Source organism: Olsenella sp. An293 (assembly GCF_002159495.1).
GTDB lineage: Bacteria > Actinomycetota > Coriobacteriia > Coriobacteriales > Atopobiaceae > Thermophilibacter.
Genome location: NZ_NFIT01000001.1, coordinates 123,481 through 148,850 on the forward strand (window position 1 = coordinate 123,481; position 25,370 = coordinate 148,850).

The following is a 25,370-nucleotide window of genomic DNA, read 5'->3' on the forward strand; positions in this document are numbered from 1 at the left end:
GCCGGCGTACGGCGCAGGAGAGAGGAACAGCATGGAAGCAAGCGATCAGGAGAAGCTCCGCCAGGAGGTCGACGAGGTGCTGCACGGCAGCAGGCAGCCCCAGGGCCCGGAGCAGTTCCCCCAGAACGACTACTCGAACGTCCGCCACGTCATCGGCGTGGTCTCGGGCAAGGGCGGCGTGGGCAAGTCGCTCGTGTGCGGCGCGCTGGCCGTCGAGCTCGCCCGCCGCGGCGCCAAGGTCGGCATCCTCGACGCGGACGTCACCGGCCCCTCGATCCCCCGCATGATGGGCCTCGCCGGGGCGCGCGCCCGCGGCGTGGACGAGCTCATCGTCCCCGTGCTCACCAAGGGCGGCATCAAGGTCATGAGCGCCAACCTCGTCCTGGAGAACGAGACCGACCCCGTCATCTGGCGCGGGCCCGTGGTCGCCGGCGCCATCAAGCAGTTCTGGGAGGACTGCGCCTGGGGCGAGCTCGACTACCTGCTCGTGGACATGCCCCCGGGGACCGGCGACGTGCCGCTCACCGTCTTCCAGTCCCTGCCGGTCGACGGCATCGTGATCGTGAGCTCGCCGCAGGACCTCGTGCAGATGGTCGTGGGCAAGGCCGTGAACATGGCCAACATGATGCAGGTGCCCGTGCTGGGCATCGTGGAGAACATGGCCTACGTCGAGTGCCCGCAGTGCGGCGAGAAGATCTACCCCTTCGGGCCGAGCCGCCTGCAGCAGACCGCCGAGGCCTTCGAGATCGAGGCGCTGGGCCAGCTGCCCATCGACCCCAAGATCGCCGCGGCGTGCGACGCCGGCACCTTCGAGGACGAGCTGCCCGCGGGCACGCTCTCCGAGGCCGTCGACACGGTGGTCCGCACGGCGGAGTTCGTGGACGCGCTGCGCGGCCAGGACGCGTAGCTTGGCGCGCGGGCAGAGAAGGACCTCGAGGTCGCAGGCGCGCGAGGAGGCGCTCGCCGCAGCGGCGGCGGTGCGCGTCCCCGAGCGCTGCGACGTCGCCGTGGTCGGCGGCGGGGCCGCGGGCCTCGCCGCCGCGATCGCGGCCGCCGAGGCCGGGGCGAGCGTGGTGGTTCTGGAGCGCGCGCTCGCGTGCGGGCGCTCCATTCTGGCCACGGGCAACGGCCGCTGCAACTTCATGAACGCCGCGCTGTGCGGGCCCGCGCCCGCGTGGGAGCGCTACAACGACCCCTCGTTCGTGGCGACGACCTGCGGCCCGCGCTTTGGCGACGACGTGCTCGCGTTCTTCGAGGAGTGCGGGCTCGCCTGGGCCGAGGAGGAGGGCGGGCGGCTCTACCCGCTCTCGCGGCAGGCGTCCTCCGTGCGCGAGGTGCTGCTCTCGCGGGCCCGCCGGGCCGGCGTGGTGCTGGCGCCGGCGCGCGAGGTCGTGGACGTCTCGATGTCTCGCCGTGAGGTTCGCACGTCGCCCCTTTTTGAGCCCGATTCGAGGTCAAAAACGGGACTTATGCGAACCTCGCTCGTCCTGGCGGCGGGCGGCGGCGAGGGGGTCACGAGCTCGATCGGTCTTGCGCGCGCGCCGTACGAGCCCGTGCTCTGCTCGCTCGCCTGCTCGGCGCCCGCGGGCGTGGCGCTCGAGGGGCTCGACGGGCGCCGCGCGCACGTGGTCGCGCGTCTGGTCCGGGACGGCGCCGAGGTGGCCCGCGAGACCGGCGAGGTGCTCTTCCGCAGCTACGGGCTCTCGGGCATCGTGGTGTTTGACCTCTCGCGAGTCGTGCTTCCCGGGGACGTGGTCGCGCTCGACCTCACCGGCGGGCTCGACCGCGAGCTCGCGCGCGGCCTCGGGCGCGCGGCGGGCAGCTGCGCGGGCGTGCTCGATCCCGTGATTGCGGCAGCCCTTGGGCCTGATGCGCTCGAGAAGGCCTTTGACCTGCGCTTTGTTGTGCAGGGTCCCGCCGAGCCAGAGCGTGCGCAGGTGACGCGCGGCGGGCTTTTGTGCTCGCAGTTCCGCCCGGAGACGCTCGAGGCGCGCGAGGCGTCGGGCCTATTCGCCTGCGGCGAGGCGCTGAACGTCGACGGCGCGTGCGGCGGGTACAACCTCGCCTGGGCGTGGAAGAGCGGCCTCGTCGCCGGGCGCGCCGCCGCGGAGTCCGCCGGGAGCCGCGCCTGACGGGACGTGGGACAATAGGCATGACAACCTACGCGTGAAAGGACGCCCATGCTCGAGGTCTCCGGGATCCGCATACCCCTCTCCACGCTCGACGGCACCGACGCGCGAGAGCTCGCCGCATGCCGCAGGGCCGTCGCGCGCAAGCTGCGCGTGGGCGAGAAGGACCTCGGGTCCGTCGAGCGCAGGCGCCGCTCGATCGATGCCCGCAAGCGCGGGGACGTGCACCTCACGTTCACGCTGCGCGTCGAGCTCGCGGGCGGACCGGGCGCCGAGCAGGCCCTTCTCGCCCGCCTCGCCAAGAAGCGGGCAAACAAGAACGTGCGCGTCGTGGACGAGCGCCCCTTCGGCTTCCCGGAGCGCGTCGAGCGTCGCGACGCACCGCGCCCGGTCGTCGTTGGCGCCGGGTGCGCGGGCCTGTTCTGCGCGCTCTCGCTCGCACGCGCCGGCCTCGAGCCCCTGCTCGTGGAGCGCGGGGACAACGCCGCCCGCCGCGGCGAGGTCGTGAACAGGCACAACGAGACGGGCGCGCTCGACCCCGAGAGCAACATCCAGTTTGGCGTCGGCGGCGCGGGGACCTTCTCTGACGGCAAGCTCCAGACGGGCACCAAGAGCCCGGCCCATCGCCTCATCCTCGAGACCTTCGTCGCCGCAGGCGCGCAGCGCGAGATCCTCTGGGACGCCAAGCCCCACGTGGGAAGCGACGTGCTGCCGCGCGTGGTGACCGACATCGTGCGGCAGATCGAGGAGGCGGGCGGCGAGGTCCGCTGTCGCTGCCGCATGACCGACCTCGACGTGAGCGACGGCGCGGTTCGCGGCGTGACCCTTGCGGCCACGCGCGACGACGGAGGCGTCTTCGAGGAGCGCGTGGCCGCGGACTGCGTGGTCCTGTGCTGCGGGCACTCCGCGCGCGACGTCTTCGAGCTCCTGCGCGAGCGCGGCGTGCCCATGGAGCGCAAGACCTTTGCGATGGGCGTGCGCATCGAGCACCTGCAGGCACAGATCGACCGCGCGCTCTACGGGGACGCGGCGGGCCACCCCACGCTCGGCGCCGCGCCCTACAGCCTCTCCTGCCACCTGCCCTCCGGGCGGAGCGCCTTCTCGTTTTGCATGTGCCCCGGCGGCTACGTGGTCTCCGCCGCGAGCGAGCCGGGCGGCGTCTGCACCAACGGCATGAGCCTCTCGGACCGCGCGGGCCAAAACGCCAACTCGGGGCTGCTCGCCAACGTCTTCCCCGAGGACCTGCCCGGCGACGACGTGCTCGCGGGCGTGGAGCTGCAGCGGAGCTGCGAGCGGGCGGCCTTCGCGGCGGGCGGCGGCGCGTACGTGGCGCCGGCCCAGCTCGTGGGAGACTTCCTCACCGGCGCGCCCTCGAGCGCCGGCGGGCGCGTGGCGCCCACCTACCCGCGCGGCGTGGCGTGGGGCGACGTGGCGCTCTGCCTGCCGGACTACGTGACGGAGACGCTGCGCGCGGCGATTCCCGTGCTCGGCCGCAAGCTCCGCGGCTTTGACGCTGCGGACGCGGTGCTCACGGGCGTGGAGACGCGCTCGAGCTCGCCGGTGCGCGTGACCCGCGGCGACGACGGGCAGAGCGTGGGTGTCCGCGGCCTCTGGCCCGTGGGCGAGGGCGCGGGCTACGCGGGCGGCATCATGAGCGCCGCCACCGACGGCATCCTCGCCGCCGAGAAGATCGTGGCGGCATACGCGCGGCGGTAGGCCCGCTGGCCCGGGGGTTCTTCTCGCCGCTCACTGCTGCACAGAAATCGCGCGAGAAGAGCCCCGGGCCAGCGGGCCTCGCGTAACGGACGGGCCGCCACGGTCTTCTCGAGAGGGGCGTGTCCTTCGGGGGCGGCTTACTCTCTATGTGAAATGGGACAGTTGCTCATATTTAGCGTTCGCCGAGGAACTCGAGCAGACGGTCGAGCTCCTTGTCCTGGTTCATGCCCGTGAGGAAGGCGACGCCGCTCACGGTGGGGACGTCGTAGTCGCGCTCGGGCCTCACCACGGGGACGAAGGCCGCGGCGCCCTCGAGGGCATCGTCGACGTGAGCCACGTCAACGGCCACGACCTCGGCCTCGGCGCCCCTCTCGGAGAGCAGCCTGCGCAGCCTGGCGGCGACCATCTCGGACGTCGCCACGCCGGATCCGCACGCCACCACGATCTTTGCCGCCATCTCAGCCCTCCTCTGTCCGGTCAGTGCCCTGCCCACCCATTTTACCCGGCAGAAGCTCCGCCAGGCCGGGGAACTGGGGCAGCTCGAAGTCGGGCATCTGGGGCAGCTCGAAGTCGGGGACAAACGCCTGGGCGAGAAGGGCGAGCGCCCGCGTGATGTGACCGCGCCGCTCGGGCTCGAGCTCGCCGAGGCGCCTGAGCATCGCCGGCACCGACGCCTGCCAGTTGCCGCTGAGCTCGGCGAAGGTGTCCTCGCCCGCCGCGTCGAGCACCGAGAAGAGCGCCTCCACGAAGCCCTCGCGCTCCGCGCGCGTCATGCTGGCGATCCACTCGTTGAGGCCCTTGTCGACGAAGCTCGCCCCGCGGCCGAGTCCCTCCTGGCGCACGAAGTCCGTCCCCTCCACGACCCAGGAGAAGGGGTCGTGCTGGGTGAGGCCCATCGTGGAGGAGTCGACGACGGCATAGTCCTCCTGGCGCTCGAAGAGCATGCCGATGACCGAGGAGCGCGGTACCGTCTTTGACACCAGGGCTGAGCGCTCCTGCCAGAGCTCGTCGGCGAGCGCCTCCTCGGTAAAGCCCGGCCCGTCGTGCGAGAAGGCCCGGCCGACGCGCGCGGCGACCCCCGCCGAGCAGCGCGCCAGGGCGCAGACGGCGAGGTTTCCGCCCTTGGAGTGCCCGCCCAGGTAGAGGGGCCCCTCGATCGTGGGCGCCACGCGCTCGAGATAGTCGATCGCGGCGTACTGGGAAGGCACGCCGGTCTCGAAGGCCATGTTGAAGTCTTCCTTCCAGCCCACGAGGGTGTTGTCCGTCCCGCGAAACGACACGTACGCCCCGCCGCCCGGCAGGCGCAGCACGCAGGCCGAGAACTGCTTCTCGGCTGCCTCGTCGAAGTCGTCTACGTAGTCGCTCACGCGAAGGTCGCGAAAGCGCGGGCTCGCCGCCACGAGTGCGAGCAGCCGCGCGAGCCCCTCGGGGTTCCAGAGCCCCCGCGTCATGGCCTCGACCCACTCGGCGCGGAAGAGCTCCCGCACGGGCGAGCCCTCGCGCGACCGCACGGCGTCGCCCTGATAGCGGAAGTACGACAGACACGCCAGAACGAGGCTGTCCACGTCGGCGAGCGGCCGCTCGTCAAAGGTGTCGAAGGCGCGGGAGAGGTACCCGAAGAGGCTCTTCTCGGACGGGTCGAACAGTTGCGACATGGCAGACCCCTACTTCTTGTGCGGGCGGTAGCGGCGACGGGTGGCGTGGGCCGAGCCCTTGCGCGCTCCGGACTTGAGCCGGGCGATGACGGCGTCGGCGGAGCTGCCCTCCGCGCGCGTGCGGATGGCGACGATCTGGTCGCGGATGCGGGCGGCCGTCTCGAAGTCCATGGCCTCCGAGGCCACTGCCATCTCCTCCTCCAGGGCGTCGAGGACGTCGGCGAGCTCGGACTCCGAGAGCCCCGCGAGCTCCTCCGCGAGCGCGTCGGACGTGGCCTCGACGTCGGCCGTCGGCGACGCCTCCCCCGCGAGCGTCTCGAAGGCGCCGTGGCTGCCGGTGCCGTGACGGTCGCGCGTCTTGCCCTCGAGCGTGGCCTCGGCCTCCGAGATGAACGACGAGACGTCCGTGATCGACTTCTTGACGGTGCGCGGCACGATGCCGTGCTCGGCGTTGAACGCCTCCTGGATCTGCCGGCGCCGCGCCGTCTCGCCGATGGCCTCGCGCATGGAGTCCGTGATGGCGTCCGCGTACATGATGACCTCGCCCTGAGCGTTTCTCGCCGCGCGGCCCATGGTCTGGATCAGCGAGCGCCGGTTGCGCAGGAACCCCTCCTTGTCCGCGTCAAGGATGGCGACCAGCGAGACCTCCGGTATGTCGAGGCCCTCGCGCAAAAGGTTGATGCCCACAAGCACGTCGATCTTGCCCACGCGCAGGTCGCGGATGATGTCCACGCGATCGAGCGTGGCGGTGTCGGAGTGCATGTAGTTCACCCGCACGCCCTCGTCGAGCAGGTGGTCGGTGAGGTCCTCGGCCATGCGCTTGGTGAGCGTGGTCACGAGCACGCGCTCCTTGCGCGCCACACGGTCCTTGATCTCGGCGATGAGGTCGTCGATCTGGCCGCGCACGGGGCGCACGTCCACCTTGGGGTCGAGCAGGCCCGTGGGACGGATGATCTGCTCGACCTCCTGCTGGGTGACCGACTCCTCGTAGTCTCCGGGCGTGGCCGAGACGTAGATGAACTGCGGAACGCGCTCCTCGAACTCATCGAAGCGCAGCGGCCGGTTGTCCAGCGCCGAGGGCAGGCGGAAGCCATGGTCCACGAGCGTGACCTTGCGCGAGCGGTCCCCCTCGTACATGCCGCGGATCTGAGGCACGGTGACGTGGGACTCGTCGATGATGCAGAGCATGTCCTTGGGGAAGTAGTCGATGAGCGTGTAGGGCGGCTCGCCGGCCTTGCGGCCGTCCAGGTGGCGCGAGTAGTTCTCGATGCCGTTGCAGTAGCCCATGGTCTCGAGCATCTCGAGGTCATAGCTCGTGCGCTGCGCGAGGCGCTGGGCCTCGAGGAGCATGTCGGCGGCCTTGAGCTCCGCCACGCGGGCCTCGAGCTCCTCGCTTATGGTCTCGAGGGCGTGGGTGACCTTGGGGTGCTCGGTCACGTAGTGGGACGCCGGCCAGATGGGGATGGCGTCGAACTCGCGCACGATCTCGCCCGAGAGATTGTCCACCTCGGCGATGAGCTCCACCTCGTCGCCGAAAAAAGAGATCCTGAGCGGGTTTTCCGCGTAGGGCGGGAAGACGTCCACGGTGTCCCCCCGCACGCGGAACGTGCCGCGCGAGAGGTCGTAGTCGTTGCGGTCGTACTGGATGTCGATGAGGCTGTGGATGAGCTCGTCGCGCTCGAGCGGCTCGTCCTTGCTCACGTTGGGCGCGAGGCCCGCGTAGTCCTCCGGGCTGCCGATGCCGTAGATGCAGGAGACCGACGCCACCACGATGACGTCGCGCCTCGAGAGCAGGCTCGAGGTGGCCTGGTGGCGCAGCTTCTCCACCTCCTCGTTGATGGAGGCGTCCTTCTCGATGTAGGTGTCCGTCTGGGGGACGTAGGCCTCGGGCTGGTAGTAGTCGTAGTAGCTGACGAAGTAGACCACGGCGTTGTTGGGGAAGAGCTCGCGCATCTCGCTCGCCACCTGGGCGGCGAGCGTCTTGTTGGGCTCCATGATGAGGGTGGGCCGACCAAGCTTCTCGATGGTCTTGGCCATGGTGAAGGTCTTGCCCGAGCCGGTGACGCCCAGCAGCGTCTGGTAGCGGAGCCCCCGCTCCACGCCGTCGGCCAGCTTCTCGATTGCCTGGGGCTGGTCGCCCGCAGGCTCATAGGGGGAGACCACCTTGAGCGGCTCCCCGCCCGACTCGCGCCCAAAGCGCACGAGCTCGCCGCCAAAGCGCTCGTTCTTCTCTGCCATCCAAGCCCCCTCTCTCGCGTGGTGATAGTGTACCCCAACCGCCGGACATAGTACAAGTGTTCTGTTTCTGCGCGACGTTCTTCTCGCCCGTCCCCCGCGCACAGCGTCGCCGAGTAAGAGTTATATGCGTAAAGCGGCCCCTTTTGAGGGGGTTTCTCGCAAGAAACTCTTACTCGACGGAAAGCCGGCGGAGGCACCGACCGGAAAGGCGGTACGAGAAGAACGGGCGAGAAGAACGCCCGCGCCGGCGCCGGGTAGAATGGACTGCGACGAGAGGAGGCACATGCGATTCAACGACACCAGGGACGGCAAGGTCCTCACGCGGGCGCTCGCCGTCGCGCTTGTTGCCATCCTCGTCGTGATCACCTGCCTGCTGCTGGCCGACGAGGGCCCCAACGCAACCAAGATCGCGGGACGTCTGGGCGCGGCTGCCGCGGCCGTGCTCGCGCTCCTGGTCTATCAGGGCATGGAGCGCCGCAGGAGGCGCACCGAGAAGGACTTTGCGGACAAGCCGTGGATGCGCGCGGCCGAGCCTGCCCGGGGCGCGCCGCCCGCGGAGCCCGCGGCGACGCCGGAGGGGCCACAGGCGCAGGCCCGCCCGGGCGGCGGGGCGGACCTCGACGGCATGCTCGCGCACGCCGACGACGCCCTGCTCGCCCTGCACGACCTCGTGCTGCACGGGGACCCCGCAAGCTACGGCATGCTCCCCTCGCTGCTGCGGCGCGCGGGCCTGCTCGAGTGGGAGAGCCCTGCGCCCGTGAGCGCCACCAAGCTCAGGAGAAACGGCCGCTGGTGGCTCACGCTCCGCACGGACGAGGCCCTCTCCGAGGACGCCTACGACCGGCTGACCACCCTCGAGGCGATCCTCAACGTCAATGACGACCTCATGAGGAGAAGCTGGCCCCAGAAGGCGACCCCCGTCTGGAGGCTGGCGCAGACCCTCGCGGACGTTGCCGACCTGACCCCCGCATCCTGCGACCGCCCGCTTGTCACCGACCTTATCGACCGTGCCGAGAAGGACGGCGAGTGGTTCTGTCGCCTGCGCTTCGCGGACTCCGTCGAGAACCTCCCCGCGCCGTTTCGCATCGAATTCGACTTCCAGGTCAACCTGGCGCGCGGGATCCTCGGCGTCGACGTCGTGGTCCCTCGGCCGGGATGCCTCGCCTTCATCGGGGCTCGCAGCCAGGCCGCGTGGGCTCGGGCCTACGCCCTCAGGGTCGCCCTGCTGCTCGCGCGGCGGGGGTTTGCCTCGTCGGAGCGCGTCGGGCGCGTCGTCGTCAACTGTCGCGAGCACGGGTCGGACGACGTGGTGATGTCGCTCGACCTCACGAAGGACGCCCTCGAGCGCCTGCGCGCGGCCGCGCGCTCCCCCAAGGTGGTGGACGAGGGGCTCCCCGAGGACCCGGCGCTGCGCTTCGCGACCGACGCCGCGGGCTGGCTCAAGACGGTCGAGCCCTTCCTCTCCCTCGGGGACGAGGAGCTGAGCTGCGCCGCGCGCCATCGCCTCCCGGAGCTCGACGACACGCCCTGCGACGAGGCACTCGTGCTCGCCTGCGGGGCGCGGCGCATCCGCGACCTCGGCATCATGGAGAAGGCCGGGCGCGCAGACGCGTGGAACGGCCTGGTAGACGAGCTCGGGGACACCACGCAGGGCGCCGTGGCCCACCTCATGGCGCTGCGGGATGCCACGGCCGACCTCACCGTCGCCGAGGCGTGCGAACGGGCGAGCAAGGCGCTCGTGGACGGCACGGTCGACGTCACGGACCAGCGCGCGCTAGCGGAGCTCTTCGTGGACGGAGGAGCGCTCGGCTCGGCGGCGCGCGCCGCGCGCGCGACCCTCGAGGCCAACCCCACGCCCGATCAGCTCGACGTCCTCGTGGGCTCGCTCGAGGCCGTGCTCTCCCCCATCGCCGAGACCGGCCTCTACCTCGACGACGAGGACAGCGTCTACCGCTACTTCAACTCCGTGCCCGAGCGCGTGGCCTACAACCTCTCCGCAAACGACGGCGGGCGCCGCGTGCGGCTCGTCCCCGACGAGTACTACGCCGCCCACTCCTACGCGTCGCGCGCGCTCACGATGCTCGGGCGCCTCCCCGCGGCCATCGCGCACGCCGACGAGCTCATGCGCGTGGCGCCGGCGACGCCCGACGCCGCGCTCGCCAAGGTGCGCTGCCTCGAGGAGGCGTCGAGGATCTTCGAAGCAGCCGACCTCCTCAAGCGCACGATCGGGACCTGCCCCACCGCACGCGAGATGGCCATCTGCTTCTATCGCCTCGCCTACATGGAGTGGAAGCTCGGCAGGAGCGACCTCGCCGTCGCCTGCTACCAGCGCGCCATCGCGCTGCACGAGGACGTCGCGGCACAGGCGCGCAGCGAACTCTCCGACCTCCTGGAGGTCGGCGGGGAGGGCCTGCGGGCCCTGGACGAGGACGAGGTCCTCCCGACGCTCGAGCTGGGCGAGATCCCGACGGGCGACCTCGGCGCGCTGCGCCGCCGGACAGGAGAGGCCGTCGGCTCCTGCGTCGACGCCGGGCTCTTCTCGGTCGCGCGCCCGCTCATGGGGGCATACCTGGAGCTCGGCCGCGACGACGCGCTGCTCGATGTCTATCGCTCGCTCGCGCGGCAGTAATGACGCCGCCTACTCGGCGGAGGTGATTCCTTCCGGGTAGCTTCTCTGATAGCCCTCGTACGCCTCGCGCACGCGCTCGAGGTAGGCGCGCGTCTCGGCGTACTCGATCTGCTCGGGCAGTGACCCCCCGTCCGCGAGCCAACCCTGCACAGTGCCGATGCCGGCATTGTAGGCGGCGATCACCTCGTCGAGGCTCGAGAGGTGTGTCTGCAGGTAACCGAGGTAGGCGCAGCCGTACTCGATGTTCACGGTGGGGTCCACGAGCGCGGCGGGGTCGTATTGGTCCGCGCTCACCAGCCCGAGGCCGTTCAGACTCTCGGCGGTCGCCGGCATGACCTGCATGAGGCCCACGGCGCCCGCGTGCGAGACGGCGCCCTCGTCCCACCCCGACTCGCACTTGATCACCGCGCACACGAGGTCGGGGTCCACGCCGTGACGCGCGGCCGCGTCCTCGATCGCCTGCGCATGCTCCACCGGGTAGGCGAGCGTGCGCACCCACTCGAGCGGGACGGCCGCCAGCCCGGCGGAGAAGGCCAGCGTCAGGGCGAGAAGAACGAGCGGTATGACGCGATACCAGCGGACAAGCCGCTCGGGCCGGCTATGCCTGGGCACCCGCGCGCCCCCTCTTGGGCACGTTGTCCCAGCCCTGCTGCTCGCGCGCGTGCCACCAGTCGCGAATCTCCCGGTCGAAGACGTCGGCGGTGTGGATGTTGTTGAAGACGAAGCTGCTGTGCGCCTTGATGTAGGCCTCGGTGGGCTGCTGGTGGAGCCTGCGATCGAAGTCGCGGGGGTCCATGCCGCGCTGTGCCGCGCGGGCGCGGCGGGCGGGCGCGGGGCACACGACGCCGATGATCTCGTCTGCCATGTCGAACGAGCCGCGCATGCGGTCGAGCAGCGGGACCTCGACGACCACGATCTTCTCGGCAGCCTCCGGGTCCTTCTCCCGCTCCGCGCGCTCCTGCTCGGCGAGCTCGGCCACGCGGGCGCGCAGCAGCTCGTCGATCAGCGGCAGCTCGATCTCCTCGAGCGTGACCGTGCGCTCGGTGGTGGCGAAGGCGCGCTCCGCCAGCAGCTCGCGCTTCACGCCGCCCACGGGGTTGATGACGTCGTCGCCAAAGGCCGCCTTGATCTGCGGCAGGATCGGCGATCCCGGCGCCAACGCCTCGCGCGAGAGGTCGTCGAGGTCGATCCTCACGGCGCCGAGCTCCTCAAAGACGCGCGCGACGGTCGACTTGCCGGACGCGATCCCGCCCGCCAGATAGATAACATGCATGAAGTCTCCTCCCTCTGATGCAGCTTCCTATCATCGCACATGCGGGGGCGGGGCGGGTCAACATACCTCATCTGCTCAAACAGTTTGCTGCGCAAAAACTCGCATCTGAGGTATGTTGACCCGCCTCGTCACAGTGGCGCGCCCGACATACCTTCATCCGCGAGTTCTTGCGAAGCAAGCTGTCTGAGCGGGGAAGGTATGTCGGGCGCGCTACGCGGGGAAGATGAGTCCGTCACGGACCGTCCAGGGGACGGGGTCGGGCAGGAGGTCCTTCTCGCGCTCGTCGTGGGTGACCCAGAAGACGGTCTTGCCAGAAAACAGCGGCACCACGCAGTCCATCACCCGCGCCACGGTCTTCTCGTCCATACCCTTGAGGGGCTCGTCGAAGAGCAGGGCGTCAGCGTCTGCGAGCGCGCAGCGCAGGATGGCCACGCGACGGCGCTGGCCGCCGGAGAGCTCGCGCACGGGACGGGCGTCCACGGGAAGCCCCACCGCGGCGAGGGCGGCGCGCTCACGGGCGAGAAAGGCCTCTCGCTCCGCCCCGCGCAGACGGGCGTGCGGCAGACGGATGTTGGCCGTGGCGGTGAGGTTGTCGAGCAGGCGGTCCTCCTGGAAGGTCATGCCCAGGCGGACGCCGGCAGGGCGCACGACCTCGCCCGCGTCCGGACTCTCGAGGCCCGCCAGCAGGTGCAGCAGCGTGGTCTTGCCCGCACCGGAGGGCCCCATGAGAACGTGGGCGCGGCAGACCTCGAAGCGCGCCGTGGCGCCCGCGAGGACCGCAAGCGCGCCATAGCGCTTCTCGACCGCGCGCAGCTCGAAGACGGCGGCGCTCATGGCCTCGCCTCCCAACGGCGCAGGGCGGCGTCGAGCCCCTTGCCCACCACCGCGGAGAGGGCGACCGACACCACGACGATCGCGACCGTCCACGCGAAGAGGTCGGGGGTGTCGAGATAGACCTTGGCGTCATAGAGGTGCTCGCCGATCGTGAGGTCGGGAAGGCCGATCACCTCGGCGGCGATGCCCGCCTTCCATGAGAGCCCCAGCGCGAGCGACACGGCGGCGCGAAAGTACGGAAGGACCTGAGAGAGGTAGACGAGGCGAACCCGGTCGAGCCCGCGCAGGCCAAAGACCTCGGCCATCTCGAGCAGGGCGGGGTCGGTCTGGGAGATACCCTCACAGACGTTGGTGTAGACGATCGGCAGCGCCATGATCCAGGCGATGACCACGGAGAGGTCGCGGGAGGACACCCACAGCAGCACCAAGATCACAAACGACGCCACCGGCACCGCCTTGAGCGCCCCCATTACCGGGGCGAGCAGCTCTCGCACGGCCGCGAGTCGGCTCGCTGCGGCCGCGAGGACCACGCCGCTCACGGCGCCGCCGAGAAAGCCCGCGCCGATGCGGGCGAGCGAGGTCGCGACGGACGCCCAGAACTCGCCGGTCCCCGCGAGCTCGACGAGGCGCGCGAGCACCTCGAGCGGTCCCACGAGGATGATGCGCGAGTCGACGGCGCACGCCACGAGCTGCCAGACCGCGAGCCAAAACGCCGCGACGAGCAGGCGGACGCCCCAGGTCCTCAGGCGCCCGCCCTCCCGCATGCCGTTGTCGAGGCCGCCCCGCAAGGGCTACGCGCCGTAGTAGAAGTCGTCGCCCGGAACGGAGCCGCCCACGGCCTTGGGGTTCTGCTCGGCCAGGACGTCGAGGTAGCCCGCGAGCTTCTCGGCCATCTCGTCGCCGGTGATGCAGACGATGTTGCACTCGGGGATGGCCTTTTGCGCCACCTGCGCGGGAACGATGTCGTAGTCGCCCACGAGCTTGGCCGCGGCCTCGACGTCGTCGTTCACGAAGTCGACGGAGTCGGCATAGTGGTCGAGGAAGGCGTCGACGGCCGCGGGGCTCTCGTCGGCGAAGGCGGAGCGCACGATGGCGACGCCGGTGATCATGGAGCTCTGCTCGTCGCCGGTCTGGACGGCGTCCCACTCCTCGGTGAGGTCGAGCGCCACGCGGATCTGGTCGTTTTGGGCCTGCGCGGTGGTCACGAAGGGCTGGGGCAGCATGGCCACGGCAGGGCCCGACGACGCGGCGAGCGCCTGGACGCACTCGGCGTGCTCGCTCTTCCACTCTATCTGCACGTCGGTGCCCACGACGAGGCCGTTCTTCTCGAGGACGTAGGCCAGGCCGTACTCGGGCGTGGAGCCCTTGCCGGAGGCGTAGATCGTCTTGCCCTTGAGGTCGGAGACGGAGTGGACGGCGTCGCCGAGCTCGCAGATGTAGAGGACGCCGAGGGTGTTGATTGCGATGGCGCGCACGCCCTTCTCGGTCTTGTTGTAGAGGACCGAGGCGAGGTTTGCGGGAACCGCGGCAATGTCCACCTCGCCCTTGGCGATGAGCGGCGTGACCTCGTCCGGGGAGGCCACGATCTGGAAGGAGTAGTCGTTGTCGGCGAGGTTGCCGTTGTCGACCTCGCTCATGAAGCGCACGAGGCCCATGGCGGTGGGGCCCTTGAGGGCGACGGCGCGCAGGGCGACGGGCTCTGCGGGCTGCTCGTCCTCGGCGGGCTGCTCGCCCTCGGCGGCGGGCTCGGTCGCGCCGTTGCAGGCGGCGAGCGCAAACGTCGCGGTTCCGGCACTTGCGACCTGCAGGAACTTCCTTCTATCAAGCATGAGAAAACCTCCCGGGCACGTTGTCATAACGCAACAACGGTAGCACTGGGAGGTTCTTCTCTGGCCGGTCATTCTGTGAGCGGTCCCAAAGGCGCGCGGCTACGACCTGACCTCGAACTTGGCCTTGCATCGCGGGCAGGTGACCCGGAGCTTGCCCTTGCCGCGTGGCACGCGCACCCGCTGCTTGCAGGAGGAGCACTTCACGTGCTTGTAGGTGCGCAGCTCCGTCCAGGCGGCACGGGGGTTCTGGACCCACGGGCGCGCCGGGCCGAGCGCCTTGAGGAAGGCCTCGTTCTCGCGGGCGCGGCGGCCGAGGTTCTTGGACTGGATGCGGAACATCGAGTAGGCGATGAGCACGAGCGCGACCCAGCCGAGCCAGCTCACGCGCGCAAAGAGGTTCACGATCACGATGACGATCGCGAGGTTCGTCGAGAAGACCGCGAGGTCGTCCGGCCCCTGTCGCCCCTGAAGCCACTCCCCCAGCCTGCGCTGCCAATCACCCGATGCCATGCTCTCCCCTTCTTGCCTTTCTCAGCTCGTTGAACTCTGAAGTCATACCCGTTTGCCTCGTCACGTATGCACGCGGGCGAGAAGGACGCGCCCTCTTCCTAGCGACCCTCGCCCATGACGTAGGCGCGCGCGAGGCGCTCGGTCTCCACGAGCGCGTCGACGTGGCAGCGCTCGCGGCCGTGCGTGTTCAGACAGGCCATGCCAAAGGCGCCGGCGGCGAGGTCGTTGCCGTGCAGGGCGGCGGCGTTGGCGTCGGTGGAGTAGTGGAAGCACACCTGCGTGTTCCAGCGGCCCGGCGTGCACGCGCCCTCGGCGCAGGCGATCAGCGTGTTGGTGAGCGCCCAGTCGTAGGGGCCCTTGGCGTCGGAGCAGATCACGCCCACGGAGTGCTCGTCGGAGCGCTCGTAGTCCGGGCCGATGAGCGTGATGTCCACCGCCACGTACTCGCTGACCTCGTCGGGAACCCAGGAGCCGCCGCGGCCGATCTCCTCGTAGATCGGGAAGGCGAAGAGCGTGTCGTACGCGGGGCGCTCCCCCGTCTGCGCCAGCCAGCGAAGCACGTCGAGAAGGACGGCGACGGCCGCCTTGTCGTCGATGTGGCGGCTGATCACGTAACCGTTGTCGAAGCGCTCGAAGTGCGGGTCGATCCCCACGACGGCGCCCTCGGTGACGCCGAGCGCCCGGGCGTCCTCGGGGCAGCTCACGTCGGCCACGAGACTCACGGACATGGTGTCCTCGGTGCGCTCGTCGGTCTTTGCCTCTCCCCACACGTGGACGGAGTGATGGTCGCAGATGACCTGGCCGGCCACCGTGCGCCCGTCGCGGCAGTGCACCAGGCACGTCTCGCCCTCGATGCTGTGATAGTTGATGCCGCCGAGCTGGCGGACGCGCAGGGTGCCGTCGGCGTTGAGGCCGCGCACGACGAGGCCGATCGTGTCGAGGTGAGCCCCCAGGCACACGACCTTCTCGGCGCTTCTGCCCGGAACGCGCACGTAGGCCGTGGCGTTGTTGTCCACGGTCATCTCGTAGCCCATCTCGGCGAGCTCCGCGCGAAGCCACTCGTGGATCTCGGGATAGTAGCCGACGGGGCTCTCCACCTCCACGCACGCGCGCAGCGTGTCGAGCAGATAGTCCTTGTCGATGTCGTAGATCATGGGAACCCCTCTCAGGCTCGAGGGGAGGCCGAGAAGGTCCGGCGCTCAGACAGTCCTCGCCGCGCGTTGCGCGGCTGCGGAACTCGCGGCGGACCTTCTCGGCCTCCCTGCCGGGTACAAGAAGGGGCCGCCCCGAAGGACGACCCCCTCAGAAGATCGGATGAGGCGGAGGATTTACTCCTCGGTGGCCTCAGCCTCGGTCTCGACCTCGGCCTCAGCCTCGACCTCGGGCTCCTCGGCCGGCTTCTCGCTCTCGGGGAGCGGCTTGACCTCGACCTCGGTGCCGAGGGTCTCGGCGGCGGCCTTCATGGACAGGGAGATGCGACGACGGTCGAGGTCGATCTCCATGACCTTCACCTGGACGGTGTCGCCCACGGCGCAGACCTGAGACGGCTGGTCGACGTGCTGCTTGGCCATCTCGGAGATGTGCACGAGGCCCTCCACGCCGTCGCCGAGGTCGACGAAGGCACCAAAGGTGACGAGCTTGGTGACGGTGCCCTCGACGATGGCGTCGACGGGATACTTCTTGACGAGGGAGCGCCAGGGATCCTCGGTGGTCTGCTTGAGACCGAGGGAGATGCGCTCGCGGTTGAGGTCGACGTCGAGCACCTGGACCTCGACCTCCTGGCCGACCTTGACGACCTCGGAGGGGTGGTTGACGTGGTTCCAGGAGAGCTCGGAGATGTGCACGAGGCCGTCGATGCCGCCGAGGTCGACGAAGGCGCCGAAGTCGACGATCGAGGAGACGGTGCCCTTGAGGCGCATGCCGACCTGCAGCTTGGAGAGGATCTCCTGGCGCTCGGCCTTGCGGGCCTCCTCGAGGACGACGCGGCGGGAGAGGACGACGTTGTTGCGGTTGCGGTCCATCTCGATGACGCGGGCCTCGATGCGGGTGCCGAGGTAGGCGTTGAGGTCCTTGACGCGACGGAGGTCGACGAGGGAGGCGGGCAGGAAGCCGCGCAGGCCGATGTCGAGGATCAGGCCGCCCTTGACGACCTCGATGACCTCGCCCTCGACGGTCTCGCCGGAGTTGAACTTCTCCTCGACGGCGTTCCAGGCACGCTCGTACTCGGCGCGCTTCTTGGAGAGGACGAGACGGCCCTCCTTGTCCTCCTTCTGAAGGACGAGCGCCTCGATCTCGTCGCCCAGGGCGACGACGTCGGCCGGGTTGACGTCCTTGCGGATGGAGAGCTCGCGGGACGGGATGACGCCCTCGGACTTGTAGCCGATGTCAAGCAGGACCTCGTCGCGCTCGAGCTTCACGACGGTGCCGGTGACGAGATCGCCCTCGTCGAAGTCGGTCACGGTGCCGTCGATGAGGTTGTTCATCTCCTCGTCGGAGATGTCATCCAGCGCAAAGATGGACGAGTTCTGAATCTCACTCAAAGGTGGACCCCTTTCGAACAACGGGGCCCCGGTCGTCATGGTCGCTGCCTGCAGTGCCTAGAATCGTGGCGTCTACGTGGAAACTTACATGCTCTCGGGGGCCGACAGATACGGTTGTGCGGGCCCTGTGCCCACACGGAGGATAGAGTAGCGTTTTTCGCGTGTGTATTTCAAGCGCCGCGGCTGGGTATTTATTATTTCTTCGGAAGGAACGTTTTCGCCGCGCGAAGGGAGTGGCCCGTGATCAAGGCGGTCCTCTTTGACCTGGACGACACGCTGCTGCGCCTGAACCTCACGGCGTTCATCGCCCGCTACGTCTCGGGCGCCGCGCGGCTGCTCGGCCAGGCCGCCCGCACGAGCCCCGCCGCGCTCGCGGTCCCCTTCATGCGCGGGTTTCTCGCCATGGACGCACAGGACCGCGCCGACTCGCTCACCAACGAGCAGGTCTACGTCCAGACCTTCCTCGACGCCTGCGGCATCCCGCTCGACGACCCCGCGATCGCCGACCTGATCGACTTCTACGAGCGGGAGGTCGTGCCCGGCTTTGCCGGCGGCATCGTCTCCGCGCGTCCCGTGGCGGGCGCGCGCGAGGCCGTGGACGCCGTGCATGCGACCGGCCTCACCTGCGCGCTCGCGACCAACCCCACGTTCTCGCTCGCCTGCGACCGCGCCCGCATGGGCTGGGCGGGCGTGAGCGAGGACGACTTCGCGCTCATCTCGACCTACTCCAACTCCACGCGCTGCAAGCCGAGCGTCCGCTACTACCAGGAGTTCGCCAACCAGCTGGGCGTGCACCTCGAGGAGTGCCTGATGGTGGGCAACGACGCCCGTCGCGACATCGTCCGGCCCGACTGCGGCCTGCGCACCGCCTACGTGGGCCACGGGCGGCCGCGGGGCGCCGTGTGGCGCGGGCCGATGGAGCGCTTCGCCCGAGAGCTTCCCCAGGTCGTGGCGCGCCTCAACGAGCAGGACGCGTAGGGCGAGAAGAACGCGCCAGCCGATAAGAACGTGCGGCTCCCGGACGGTTCTTCTCGCCAAGGCGTCCGGAATCCGCACCTCCCACGGAAACGTGCGGCCCCCGGACGGTTCTTCTCGCCAAGGCGTCCGGAATCCGCACCTCCCACGGAAACGTGCGGCCCCCGGACGTTCTCAGCTTAAGAACCGTCCGGAAGCCGCACGTGTCTCACACGGGGTCGCGCGCGGGCGCTATACCCAGAACAGCATCTCGTTATAGGTGGGAACGGGCCAGTAATCGGCGCCGCAGACCTTCTCCATCGCGTCGACGCAGGCACGCAGGTGCTCCATCGAGGGCAGAACCGTGTCGCGATACGCGTCGCACTGCTCCTGCGGGTCCTCGACCGCGTGCGCGGCGGCGTTGTTGGCCTCGAGGTCGATGGCCGCCTCGTGGATGGCCGAGATGCCGTCGGTCAGCGTGCGCACGAGCTCCTTCTCCACCGGGCTCTCGATGCCGATCTCGGCCTTGGTCGCCACCGTGGAGGCCAGGTCGCCCGAGAACTCGGAGAGCGCTGGCAGGTAGAGGTTGGTAGCCATGTAGACCATGGTGTTGGCCTCGATGTTGAGGAGCTTGGCGTACTGCTCGGCCTTGGAGACGTAGCGCGCGTGGATCTCGGCCTCGTTGAGAACGTGGTACTTGCCGTAGAACGCCACATTCTCGGGCTTGACCATGCACGGCAGCGCGTCCGGCGTGGTCTTGAGGTTGGGCAGGCCGCGCCGAGCGGCCTCGGCCTCCCACTCCTCGGAGTAGCCGTTGCCCTCGAAGAGCACGCGCTGGTGGTCGCGCAGGGTGTGGCGCACCCAGCGCAGGGCGAGGTTGGTGAACTCGTCGCCCGTCTTGCCCTCGAGCTTGGTGGCAAAGCGGTCGCACTGCTCGGCCACCGCGGTGTTGAGGACCACGTTGGGGTCGGCAAGGTTCTGCTGGCTGCCGCACATGCGGAACTCGAACTTGTTGCCCGTGAAGGCGAAGGGCGAGGTGCGGTTTCTGTCCGTGGAGTCGCGCAGGAGGTCGGGCAGGGCGGGCACGCCCAGGTCCATGCGCTCGGCCTCGTGGACCTCGGGCTCCTCCTTGTTGATGAGGGCCTCGACGATGGCGTGGAGCTGGTCGCCCAGGAAGACCGAGATGATCGCCGGGGGCGCCTCGTTGGCGCCGAGGCGGTGGTCGTTGCCCGCGGAGGCCACGGAGGCGCGCAGCAGGTCGGCATGCTCGTCGACGGCGGCGACGAGCGCGGCCAGGAACACGAGGAACTGCAGGTTCTCGGAGGGCACCGCGCCCGGCTCCAGCAGGTTCTTGCCGTCGGCGCAGATGGACCAGTTGTTGTGCTTACCGGAGCCGTTCACGTACTCGAAAGGCTTCTCGTGCTCGAGGCAGGCCAGGCCGTGATGGGTGGCCATGAGCTTGAGCTTCTCCATCGTGAGGAGGTTGTCGTCGATGGCAAGGGAGCCCTGCTCGAAGATCGGCGCGAGCTCGTGCTGGGCGGGCGCGACCTCGTTGTGCTTGGTCTTGACGGGGATGCCAAGCTTCCAGAGCTCGTCGTCGACCTCCTTCATGAACTCGTTGACCGTCGGGCGGATGGCGCCGAAGTAGTGCTCCTCGAGCTCCTGGCCCTTGACCGGCTCGCAGCCAAAAAGGGTGCGGCCGCAGTAGATGAGGTCGGGACGCTTCTCGTAGTCCTCCTCGCGCACGAGGAAGTACTCCTGCTCGGGGCCGATGGTGGTGAAGACGCGCTTGGGCTCGCGGCCAAAGAGCGCGAGCACGCGCTTTGCCTGCGTCTCGAGCGCCACCTGCGAGCGCAGCAGCGGCGTCTTCTTGTCGAGCGCCTCGCCGGTGTAGGAGACGAAGGCCGTGGGGATGCAGAGGACCTCGTCCTTGATGAAGGCCGGGCTCGTGGGGTCCCAGGCGGTGTAGCCGCGGGCCTCGAAGGTGGCGCGCAGGCCGCCGCTCGGGAAGCTCGAGGCGTCGGGCTCGCCCTGGACGAGCTCCTTGCCCGAGAAGGACATGAGCACCGTGCCGTCGTCGATCGGCGTGAGGAAGCTGTCGTGCTTCTCGGACGTGATGCCCGTGAGCGGCTGGAACCAGTGCGCGAAGTGCGTGGCGCCCTTCTCGAGCGCCCACTCCTTCATCGCGTGCGCGACCTCGTTGGCGATGTCGAGGTCGAGCGGCGCGCCGTCGTCGATGACCTGGCGAAGCTCCTTGTACGTAGGCTTGGGCAGCCGCTCCTGCATCACGGCGTCCGTGAACAGCAGGCTGCCGTACTCCTGCGAGACCTTGTCCTTGCCCATGTGCGCCCCTTCTCGTCGTTGGCGTGTGGCTTACGGCGGAATACTCTAAGAGGCCATTATTTCACGTCCGTTGCCCCCGCGTGAAGCTCGTGGTGCGTTTGCGTTGCCGTCGTGGAGCCGTTTTGTGGCGAGAAGGACCTCGCGCCGCGGGCGGCCCCGCGCCCCGCAGGTCCTTCTCGCCTACAATGGGGCGAGCACACAGACGAGAGGAACCCCATGGACGAGACCACGCGCACCATCGCCGTCATCGACGGAAACTCCCTCATGCACCGTGCGTTCCACGCGATCCGCCAGCCCATGAACGCTCCGGACGGCCGCTCCACCAACGCGCTCTTCGGCTTCTTCAACATGTTCATCAAGCTCGTGGACACCTTCCGCCCCGACGGCGTGATCTGCGCCTTTGACAAGGGCAAGCCGCGGGTGCGCATGGAGATGCTTCCCTCCTACAAGGCCCAGCGCCCGCCGATGGACCCGGCCCTGCACGAGCAGTTCCCCATGGTCAAGGAGCTGCTCGCCGCCCTCGACGTGCCCGTGGCCGAGCTCGAGGGCTGGGAGGGCGACGACATCCTGGGAACGCTGGCGCGCCGCGGCGAGGCGGCGGGCTACACGATGCTGCTCTTCACCGGCGACCGCGACATGTACCAGCTCACGACCGACCGCGTGAAGATCGTCTCCACCAAGAAGGGCGTCACGGACGTCGAGATCATGGACCCCGCCACCGTGGAGGACCTCTATCACGGCATCACGCCCGAGCTCGTGCCGGACTTCTACGGCCTCAAGGGCGACACCTCCGACAACATCCCCGGCGTTCCCGGCATCGGCCCCAAGAAGGCGGCCGCGCTCATCGTGGAGTACGGCAGCCTCGACGAGGTCATCGCCCACGCCGACGAGGTCAAGGGCAAGATGGGCGAGAACCTGCGCGCCCACATCGACGACGCGCTCGTGAGCCGCCGCGTGGCCACGATCCGCACGGACGCCCCCATAGAGCTGGACCTCTCCGACGCGCGCTTCCCCACCTTCGACCCCGCCGAGGTCGCGCGCGCCTTCTCGGCGCTCGGCTTCACGGGTATGACCTCGCGCCTCGTGCGGCTCGCCGGAGACGACGCCGTGGCCGTCGCGCGCGCCGTGCTGGGCGAGAAGAGCGGGGCGCCCGCAGCTCCCGCGATCGAGCTTCCCGCCCCGCTCGCCGGCGACGAGGCGGCGACGGCGCTCGACGAGGCCATCGCCGCCGGCGGCTGGATCGGCGCGGCGCTCGACGACGACCGCGCAGAGGGCGCACTCTTTGGCCTCTCCCACGTGCTCTGGGCCGCCACGGACGACAAGATCTGCCGGCTCGAGGGCGACGAGGCCGACGCGGCGCTCGCGCGCCTCTTCCGAGAGGGGCGCCTGGCCGCGGGCGACGTCAAGGCGCTGCTGCACGTCCTCTCCCCCGCCGACTCCTCCCGCCCCGAGGCGCTCGCCCCGCGCGAGGCGGACCCCGCGCGCATCTTTGACGTGGGCGTGGCCGCCTACCTGCTCGACTCCGAGCGCGGCGGCTTTGCGGTGCCCGAGCTCGCCGAGGCCTACCTCGAGGGCGGCCTGCCCGAGCCCACCGAGGCGCTCCCCGCCGCGGCGCTCGAGGCGGCAGGCGCCCAGCGCCTGGTCGCCGTCCTGCGCGATCGTCTTGAGAAGGACGGCTCCGCGCGCCTGTTCGACGAGATGGAGATGCCGCTGCTGCCGGTGCTCGCCGAGATGGAGCGCCTGGGCCTTGGCGTGGACACCGAGGTCCTGGCCGCCCAGTCCGCCGAGCTCGGCGCCGAGATCGACGACATGGTCGACAAGATCCACGCCGAGGCGGGCGAGAGCTTCAACATCGACTCCCCGCAGCAGCTCAGCCACGTCCTCTTTGACGTGCTGGGGCTTCCCACCTACGGACTCAAGCGCACCAAGCGCGGCTTCTACTCCACCAACGCCAAGGTGCTGGGCGACCTCGCCGCGCACCACGCGATCGTGGCCGAGGTCCTCGAGTACCGCGAGCGCGCCAAGATCAAGAGCACCTATCTCGACGCCCTGCCCGCGCTCGTTGCCGGCGACGGGCGTATCCACACCACCCTCAACCAGACGGTGACGGCTACGGGTCGCCTCTCGAGCTCCGACCCCAACCTGCAGAACATCCCCACCCGCTCGGAGCTTGGCCACCGCGTGCGCCAGGCCTTCACCGTGCCCGAGGGGTCCGTCTTTCTCGCCTGCGACTACTCCCAGATCGAGCTGCGCCTGCTCGCCCACCTCTCCGGGGACGAGCACCTGATCGCGGCCTTCTGCGAGGGCGCGGACTTCCACGCCGCCACCGCCGCGCGCGTCTTTGGCGTGCCCGTGGAGGAGGTCACGCCGCAGCTGCGCAGCCGCGCCAAGGCCGTGAACTTTGGCATCGTCTACGGCCAGCAGGCCTTTGGCCTCGCGAGCTCGCTCAAGATCGGCCGCGCCGAGGCGCAGGAGATGATCGACCGCTACTTCGAGGCCTACCCCGGCGTGCGCGCCTTCCTCGACGACGCGGTGCGCCGCGCCCACGAGCTCGGCTACGCCGAGACGCTCTACGGGCGCAAGCGCCACATCAAGGAGTTCAGGCAGAAGAACCGCCAGCTCGTCGCCTTTGGCGAGCGCACGGCGATGAACCACCCGATGCAGGGCACCGCCGCCGACATCATCAAGATCGCGATGGTTCGCGTGGCCGATCGCCTGCACGAGGAGGGCCTGGCGGCCAAGCTCGTGCTGCAGATCCACGACGAGCTGGACCTCGAGGTCCCCGAGGCGGAGGTCGAGGCCGTGAGCGAACTCGTGCGCAAGACCATGGAGGGCGTGGTCACGCTGCGCGTGCCGCTTCTGGCCGAGGTCTCCTACGGCCGCAACTGGGCGGAGGCCAAGTAGTGGCGAGCTGGAACGAGTTCTGCGAGACCCGCGGGACAGTTACCCCGGAGGTTTCTGTCCCGCGGGTTGAGGCGTGGTCGGACGGCTCCTCGCGCGGCAACCCGGGCCCGGGCGGCTTTGGGACGGTCCTGCGCTACACCGGTCCGGACGGCGTCACGCACGAGCGCGAGCTCTCCGGCGGCTACCGGCGCACGACCAACAACCGCATGGAGCTCATGGGCGCGATCGCCGCGCTCGAGGCGCTGCGCCGCCCCTGCGCGGTCACGATGACGACGGACTCGCAGTACGTCTGCAACGCCTTCAACCTGCGCTGGATCGCGGGGTGGCAGAAGCGCGGCTGGAAGACTGCGAGCAAGCAGCCCGTGAAAAACGTCGACCTCTGGCAGCGCCTGATCGCCGCCGCCGCGCCGCACGACGTCACGTGGGTCTGGGTCAAGGGACACGCGGGGCATCCCGAGAACGAGCGCTGCGACGCCCTGGCCACGGCCGCCGCGGACGGGCATGACCTACAGGAGGACGTCGGCTTCGAGGGCTAAGGTGCGGGCCAAGGTCCTTCTCGCCTGCGCCCCCGCCCAGCCGAACTCCGACTTTTGTACGGCCACTTCCTCGCGCGCTATCGTTTTGTTTCATATATGGGCAGCTAGATAGGCCATCCCGCCCTTCTCGACTAACGAGCGGGGCGGGATGGCCGTACAAAAGTCCAAACTCCAAGGACACGAGCGGACGAGAAGGACGCGCGCTAGAGCACGTGCACGTCCTCGGGGGTGAACTGGACGAACGCCTCGTCGCCGACCTCGTAGATCTTGTGGTTCTTGGGGTTGAAGTCGGTGATCTTGACCAGCGTGTCGCCGACCATGACCTGGTAGTTCTGGTAGTTGCCCATGAAGCGCGAGAGCGTCACCTTGCACGGGAGCACGCCCTCGTCGGCGAGTTTGGCCGCCTCCGGGCGAAGCACGAGCACGGCGTCGTCACCGACCGACAGGTGCCCCACGCTCGCAACCTCTACCGGGTGCCCCTCGATCATCGCCACGCCGGACTCGCCGTCCTTCTCGCTGAGCTTGCCGCGCAGGAAGTTAGACTCGCCGATGAAGTCGGCCACGAACTCGTCCACCGGGTGGTAGTAGACCGTGTGCGGGTCGCCCACCTGGTCGATGACGCCCTTCTTCATGATGATGATGTTGTCGGAGAGCGCCATGGCCTCGGACTGGTCGTGCGTGACGTAGATGGCCGTGATGCCGGCAGCCTGCTGGATGCGGCGGATCTCGTTGCGCATGTCAACGCGGAGCTTGGCGTCGAGGTTGGAGAGCGGCTCGTCGAAGAGCAGCACGCCCGGCTCGATGACCAGCGCGCGGGCGAGCGCCACGCGCTGCTGCTGGCCGCCGGAGAGCTGGTTGGTCATGCGGTCCTCCATGCCCTCGAGGCCCACGAGCTTGAGGATCGCGTGGACCTTCTCGGCAATCTGGTCCTTGGGCAGCTTGCGGAGCTTGAGGCCGTAGGCCACGTTGTCAAAGATGTTGTAGTGCGGCAGCAGCGCGTAGCTCTGGAAGACCATCGCGGTGTCGCGCTTGTTGGGCGTGAGCTCGTTGATGGGCTCGCCGCCGAGGTAGATCTCTCCCTCGTCGGGGCTCTCGAAGCCGGCGATCATGCGCAGGATCGTGGTCTTGCCGCAGCCCGAGGGGCCGAGCAGCGTCACGAACTCGCCGGGCGCGATCTCGATGTTGGCGTCGTGGACCGCGTAGAAGTCCTTCTTGGTCTTGGGGTCCTGGTAGATCTTGGAGACGTGCTCCAGGCGCACGCCCTTCTTCTCCTTGGCCAT

At 69.4% G+C, this 25,370-nt stretch carries 20 protein-coding genes; 7 read left to right on the forward strand and 13 right to left on the reverse strand.

Annotated features, from left to right (window positions below):
- The first annotated feature begins 31 nt into the window (after positions 1-31).
- The 3 genes from B5F85_RS00580 to B5F85_RS00590 are packed head-to-tail and all read left to right on the forward strand — an operon-like array spanning position 32 to position 3,845.
- Positions 32-907, forward strand: a complete 876-nt coding sequence (locus B5F85_RS00580) for an Mrp/NBP35 family ATP-binding protein (RefSeq protein WP_087313357.1) — start codon at positions 32-34, stop codon at positions 905-907.
- A 1-nt stretch (position 908) separates the two neighbouring features.
- Entirely contained in the window at positions 909-2,132 is a 1,224-nt protein-coding gene (locus B5F85_RS00585) for an NAD(P)/FAD-dependent oxidoreductase (protein ID WP_087313359.1), read from the forward strand.
- A 48-nt stretch (positions 2,133-2,180) separates the two neighbouring features.
- Entirely contained in the window at positions 2,181-3,845 is a 1,665-nt protein-coding gene (locus B5F85_RS00590; RefSeq protein ID WP_087313361.1) for an FAD-dependent oxidoreductase, read from the forward strand.
- A 172-nt stretch (positions 3,846-4,017) separates the two neighbouring features.
- Here B5F85_RS00590 and B5F85_RS00595 read toward each other — a convergent pair whose 3' ends face one another.
- From B5F85_RS00595 to uvrB, 3 genes are read right to left on the reverse strand one after another with little or no spacing between them, the layout of a single operon-like run.
- Positions 4,018-4,302, reverse strand: coding sequence for a PTS sugar transporter subunit IIB (locus B5F85_RS00595; protein ID WP_087313363.1), 285 nt, complete (start codon positions 4,300-4,302; stop codon positions 4,018-4,020).
- 1 nt (position 4,303) lies between these two features.
- Positions 4,304-5,500 (reverse strand): Mbeg1-like protein, encoded by a 1,197-nt coding sequence (locus B5F85_RS00600; RefSeq protein ID WP_087313366.1) that lies wholly within the window; start codon positions 5,498-5,500, stop codon positions 4,304-4,306.
- 9 nt (positions 5,501-5,509) lie between these two features.
- The gene (gene uvrB, locus B5F85_RS00605) at positions 5,510-7,738 is read right to left on the reverse strand and encodes an excinuclease ABC subunit UvrB (RefSeq protein WP_087313368.1); all 2,229 of its coding nucleotides are present in this window, start codon (positions 7,736-7,738) and stop codon (positions 5,510-5,512) included.
- A gap of 283 nt (positions 7,739-8,021) precedes the next feature.
- Between uvrB and B5F85_RS00610 the strand changes: the two genes are divergently transcribed.
- Positions 8,022-10,367 (forward strand): tetratricopeptide repeat protein, encoded by a 2,346-nt coding sequence (locus B5F85_RS00610; RefSeq protein WP_087313370.1) that lies wholly within the window; start codon positions 8,022-8,024, stop codon positions 10,365-10,367.
- 9 nt (positions 10,368-10,376) lie between these two features.
- Here B5F85_RS00610 and B5F85_RS00615 read toward each other — a convergent pair whose 3' ends face one another.
- From B5F85_RS00615 to rpsA, 8 genes are all read right to left on the reverse strand, one after another.
- A complete protein-coding gene (locus tag B5F85_RS00615) occupies positions 10,377-10,979 on the reverse strand; it encodes a lytic transglycosylase domain-containing protein (RefSeq protein WP_087313372.1) in 603 nt (200 codons plus the stop codon).
- Entirely contained in the window at positions 10,966-11,640 is a 675-nt protein-coding gene (gene coaE / locus B5F85_RS00620; RefSeq protein ID WP_087313374.1) for a dephospho-CoA kinase, read from the reverse strand. The genes B5F85_RS00615 and coaE overlap by 14 nt, the downstream gene beginning before the upstream one ends.
- A gap of 210 nt (positions 11,641-11,850) precedes the next feature.
- Positions 11,851-12,474 (reverse strand): ATP-binding cassette domain-containing protein, encoded by a 624-nt coding sequence (locus B5F85_RS00625; RefSeq protein WP_087313377.1) that lies wholly within the window; start codon positions 12,472-12,474, stop codon positions 11,851-11,853.
- Complete coding sequence (locus B5F85_RS00630; protein WP_204204587.1) at positions 12,471-13,262, reverse strand: ABC transporter permease subunit; 792 nt, start codon at positions 13,260-13,262, stop codon at positions 12,471-12,473. The genes B5F85_RS00625 and B5F85_RS00630 overlap by 4 nt, the downstream gene beginning before the upstream one ends.
- Before the next feature lie 3 nt (positions 13,263-13,265).
- Positions 13,266-14,303, reverse strand: a complete 1,038-nt coding sequence (locus B5F85_RS00635) for a PhnD/SsuA/transferrin family substrate-binding protein (protein ID WP_087313381.1) — start codon at positions 14,301-14,303, stop codon at positions 13,266-13,268.
- 99 nt (positions 14,304-14,402) lie between these two features.
- On the reverse strand, positions 14,403-14,813 hold the full coding sequence (locus tag B5F85_RS00640) for a hypothetical protein (RefSeq protein WP_087313383.1): 411 nt from the start codon (positions 14,811-14,813) through the stop codon (positions 14,403-14,405).
- Positions 14,814-14,911: 98 nt separating this feature from the next.
- A complete protein-coding gene (locus B5F85_RS00645; RefSeq protein ID WP_087313385.1) occupies positions 14,912-15,967 on the reverse strand; it encodes a M20/M25/M40 family metallo-hydrolase in 1,056 nt (351 codons plus the stop codon).
- Positions 15,968-16,141: 174 nt separating this feature from the next.
- Positions 16,142-17,353 (reverse strand): 30S ribosomal protein S1, encoded by a 1,212-nt coding sequence (rpsA, locus tag B5F85_RS00650; protein WP_087313387.1) that lies wholly within the window; start codon positions 17,351-17,353, stop codon positions 16,142-16,144.
- A 240-nt stretch (positions 17,354-17,593) separates the two neighbouring features.
- On the opposite strand from rpsA, the gene B5F85_RS00655 reads away from it, so the two are divergent.
- Complete coding sequence (locus tag B5F85_RS00655) at positions 17,594-18,331, forward strand: HAD family hydrolase (RefSeq protein WP_087313389.1); 738 nt, start codon at positions 17,594-17,596, stop codon at positions 18,329-18,331.
- 228 nt (positions 18,332-18,559) lie between these two features.
- Here the strand turns inward: B5F85_RS00655 and B5F85_RS00660 are convergent, their stop codons facing one another.
- Complete coding sequence (locus B5F85_RS00660) at positions 18,560-20,650, reverse strand: glutamine synthetase III (RefSeq protein WP_087313391.1); 2,091 nt, start codon at positions 20,648-20,650, stop codon at positions 18,560-18,562.
- Between the two features lie 216 nt (positions 20,651-20,866).
- On the opposite strand from B5F85_RS00660, the gene polA reads away from it, so the two are divergent.
- The gene (gene polA, locus B5F85_RS00665; protein ID WP_087313393.1) at positions 20,867-23,554 is read left to right on the forward strand and encodes a DNA polymerase I; all 2,688 of its coding nucleotides are present in this window, start codon (positions 20,867-20,869) and stop codon (positions 23,552-23,554) included.
- The gene (gene rnhA / locus B5F85_RS00670) at positions 23,554-24,090 is read left to right on the forward strand and encodes a ribonuclease HI (RefSeq protein ID WP_087313395.1); all 537 of its coding nucleotides are present in this window, start codon (positions 23,554-23,556) and stop codon (positions 24,088-24,090) included. The genes polA and rnhA overlap by 1 nt, the downstream gene beginning before the upstream one ends.
- 203 nt (positions 24,091-24,293) lie before the next feature.
- Here the strand turns inward: rnhA and B5F85_RS00675 are convergent, their stop codons facing one another.
- On the reverse strand, positions 24,294-25,370 hold the full coding sequence (locus B5F85_RS00675) for an ABC transporter ATP-binding protein (protein ID WP_087313397.1): 1,077 nt from the start codon (positions 25,368-25,370) through the stop codon (positions 24,294-24,296).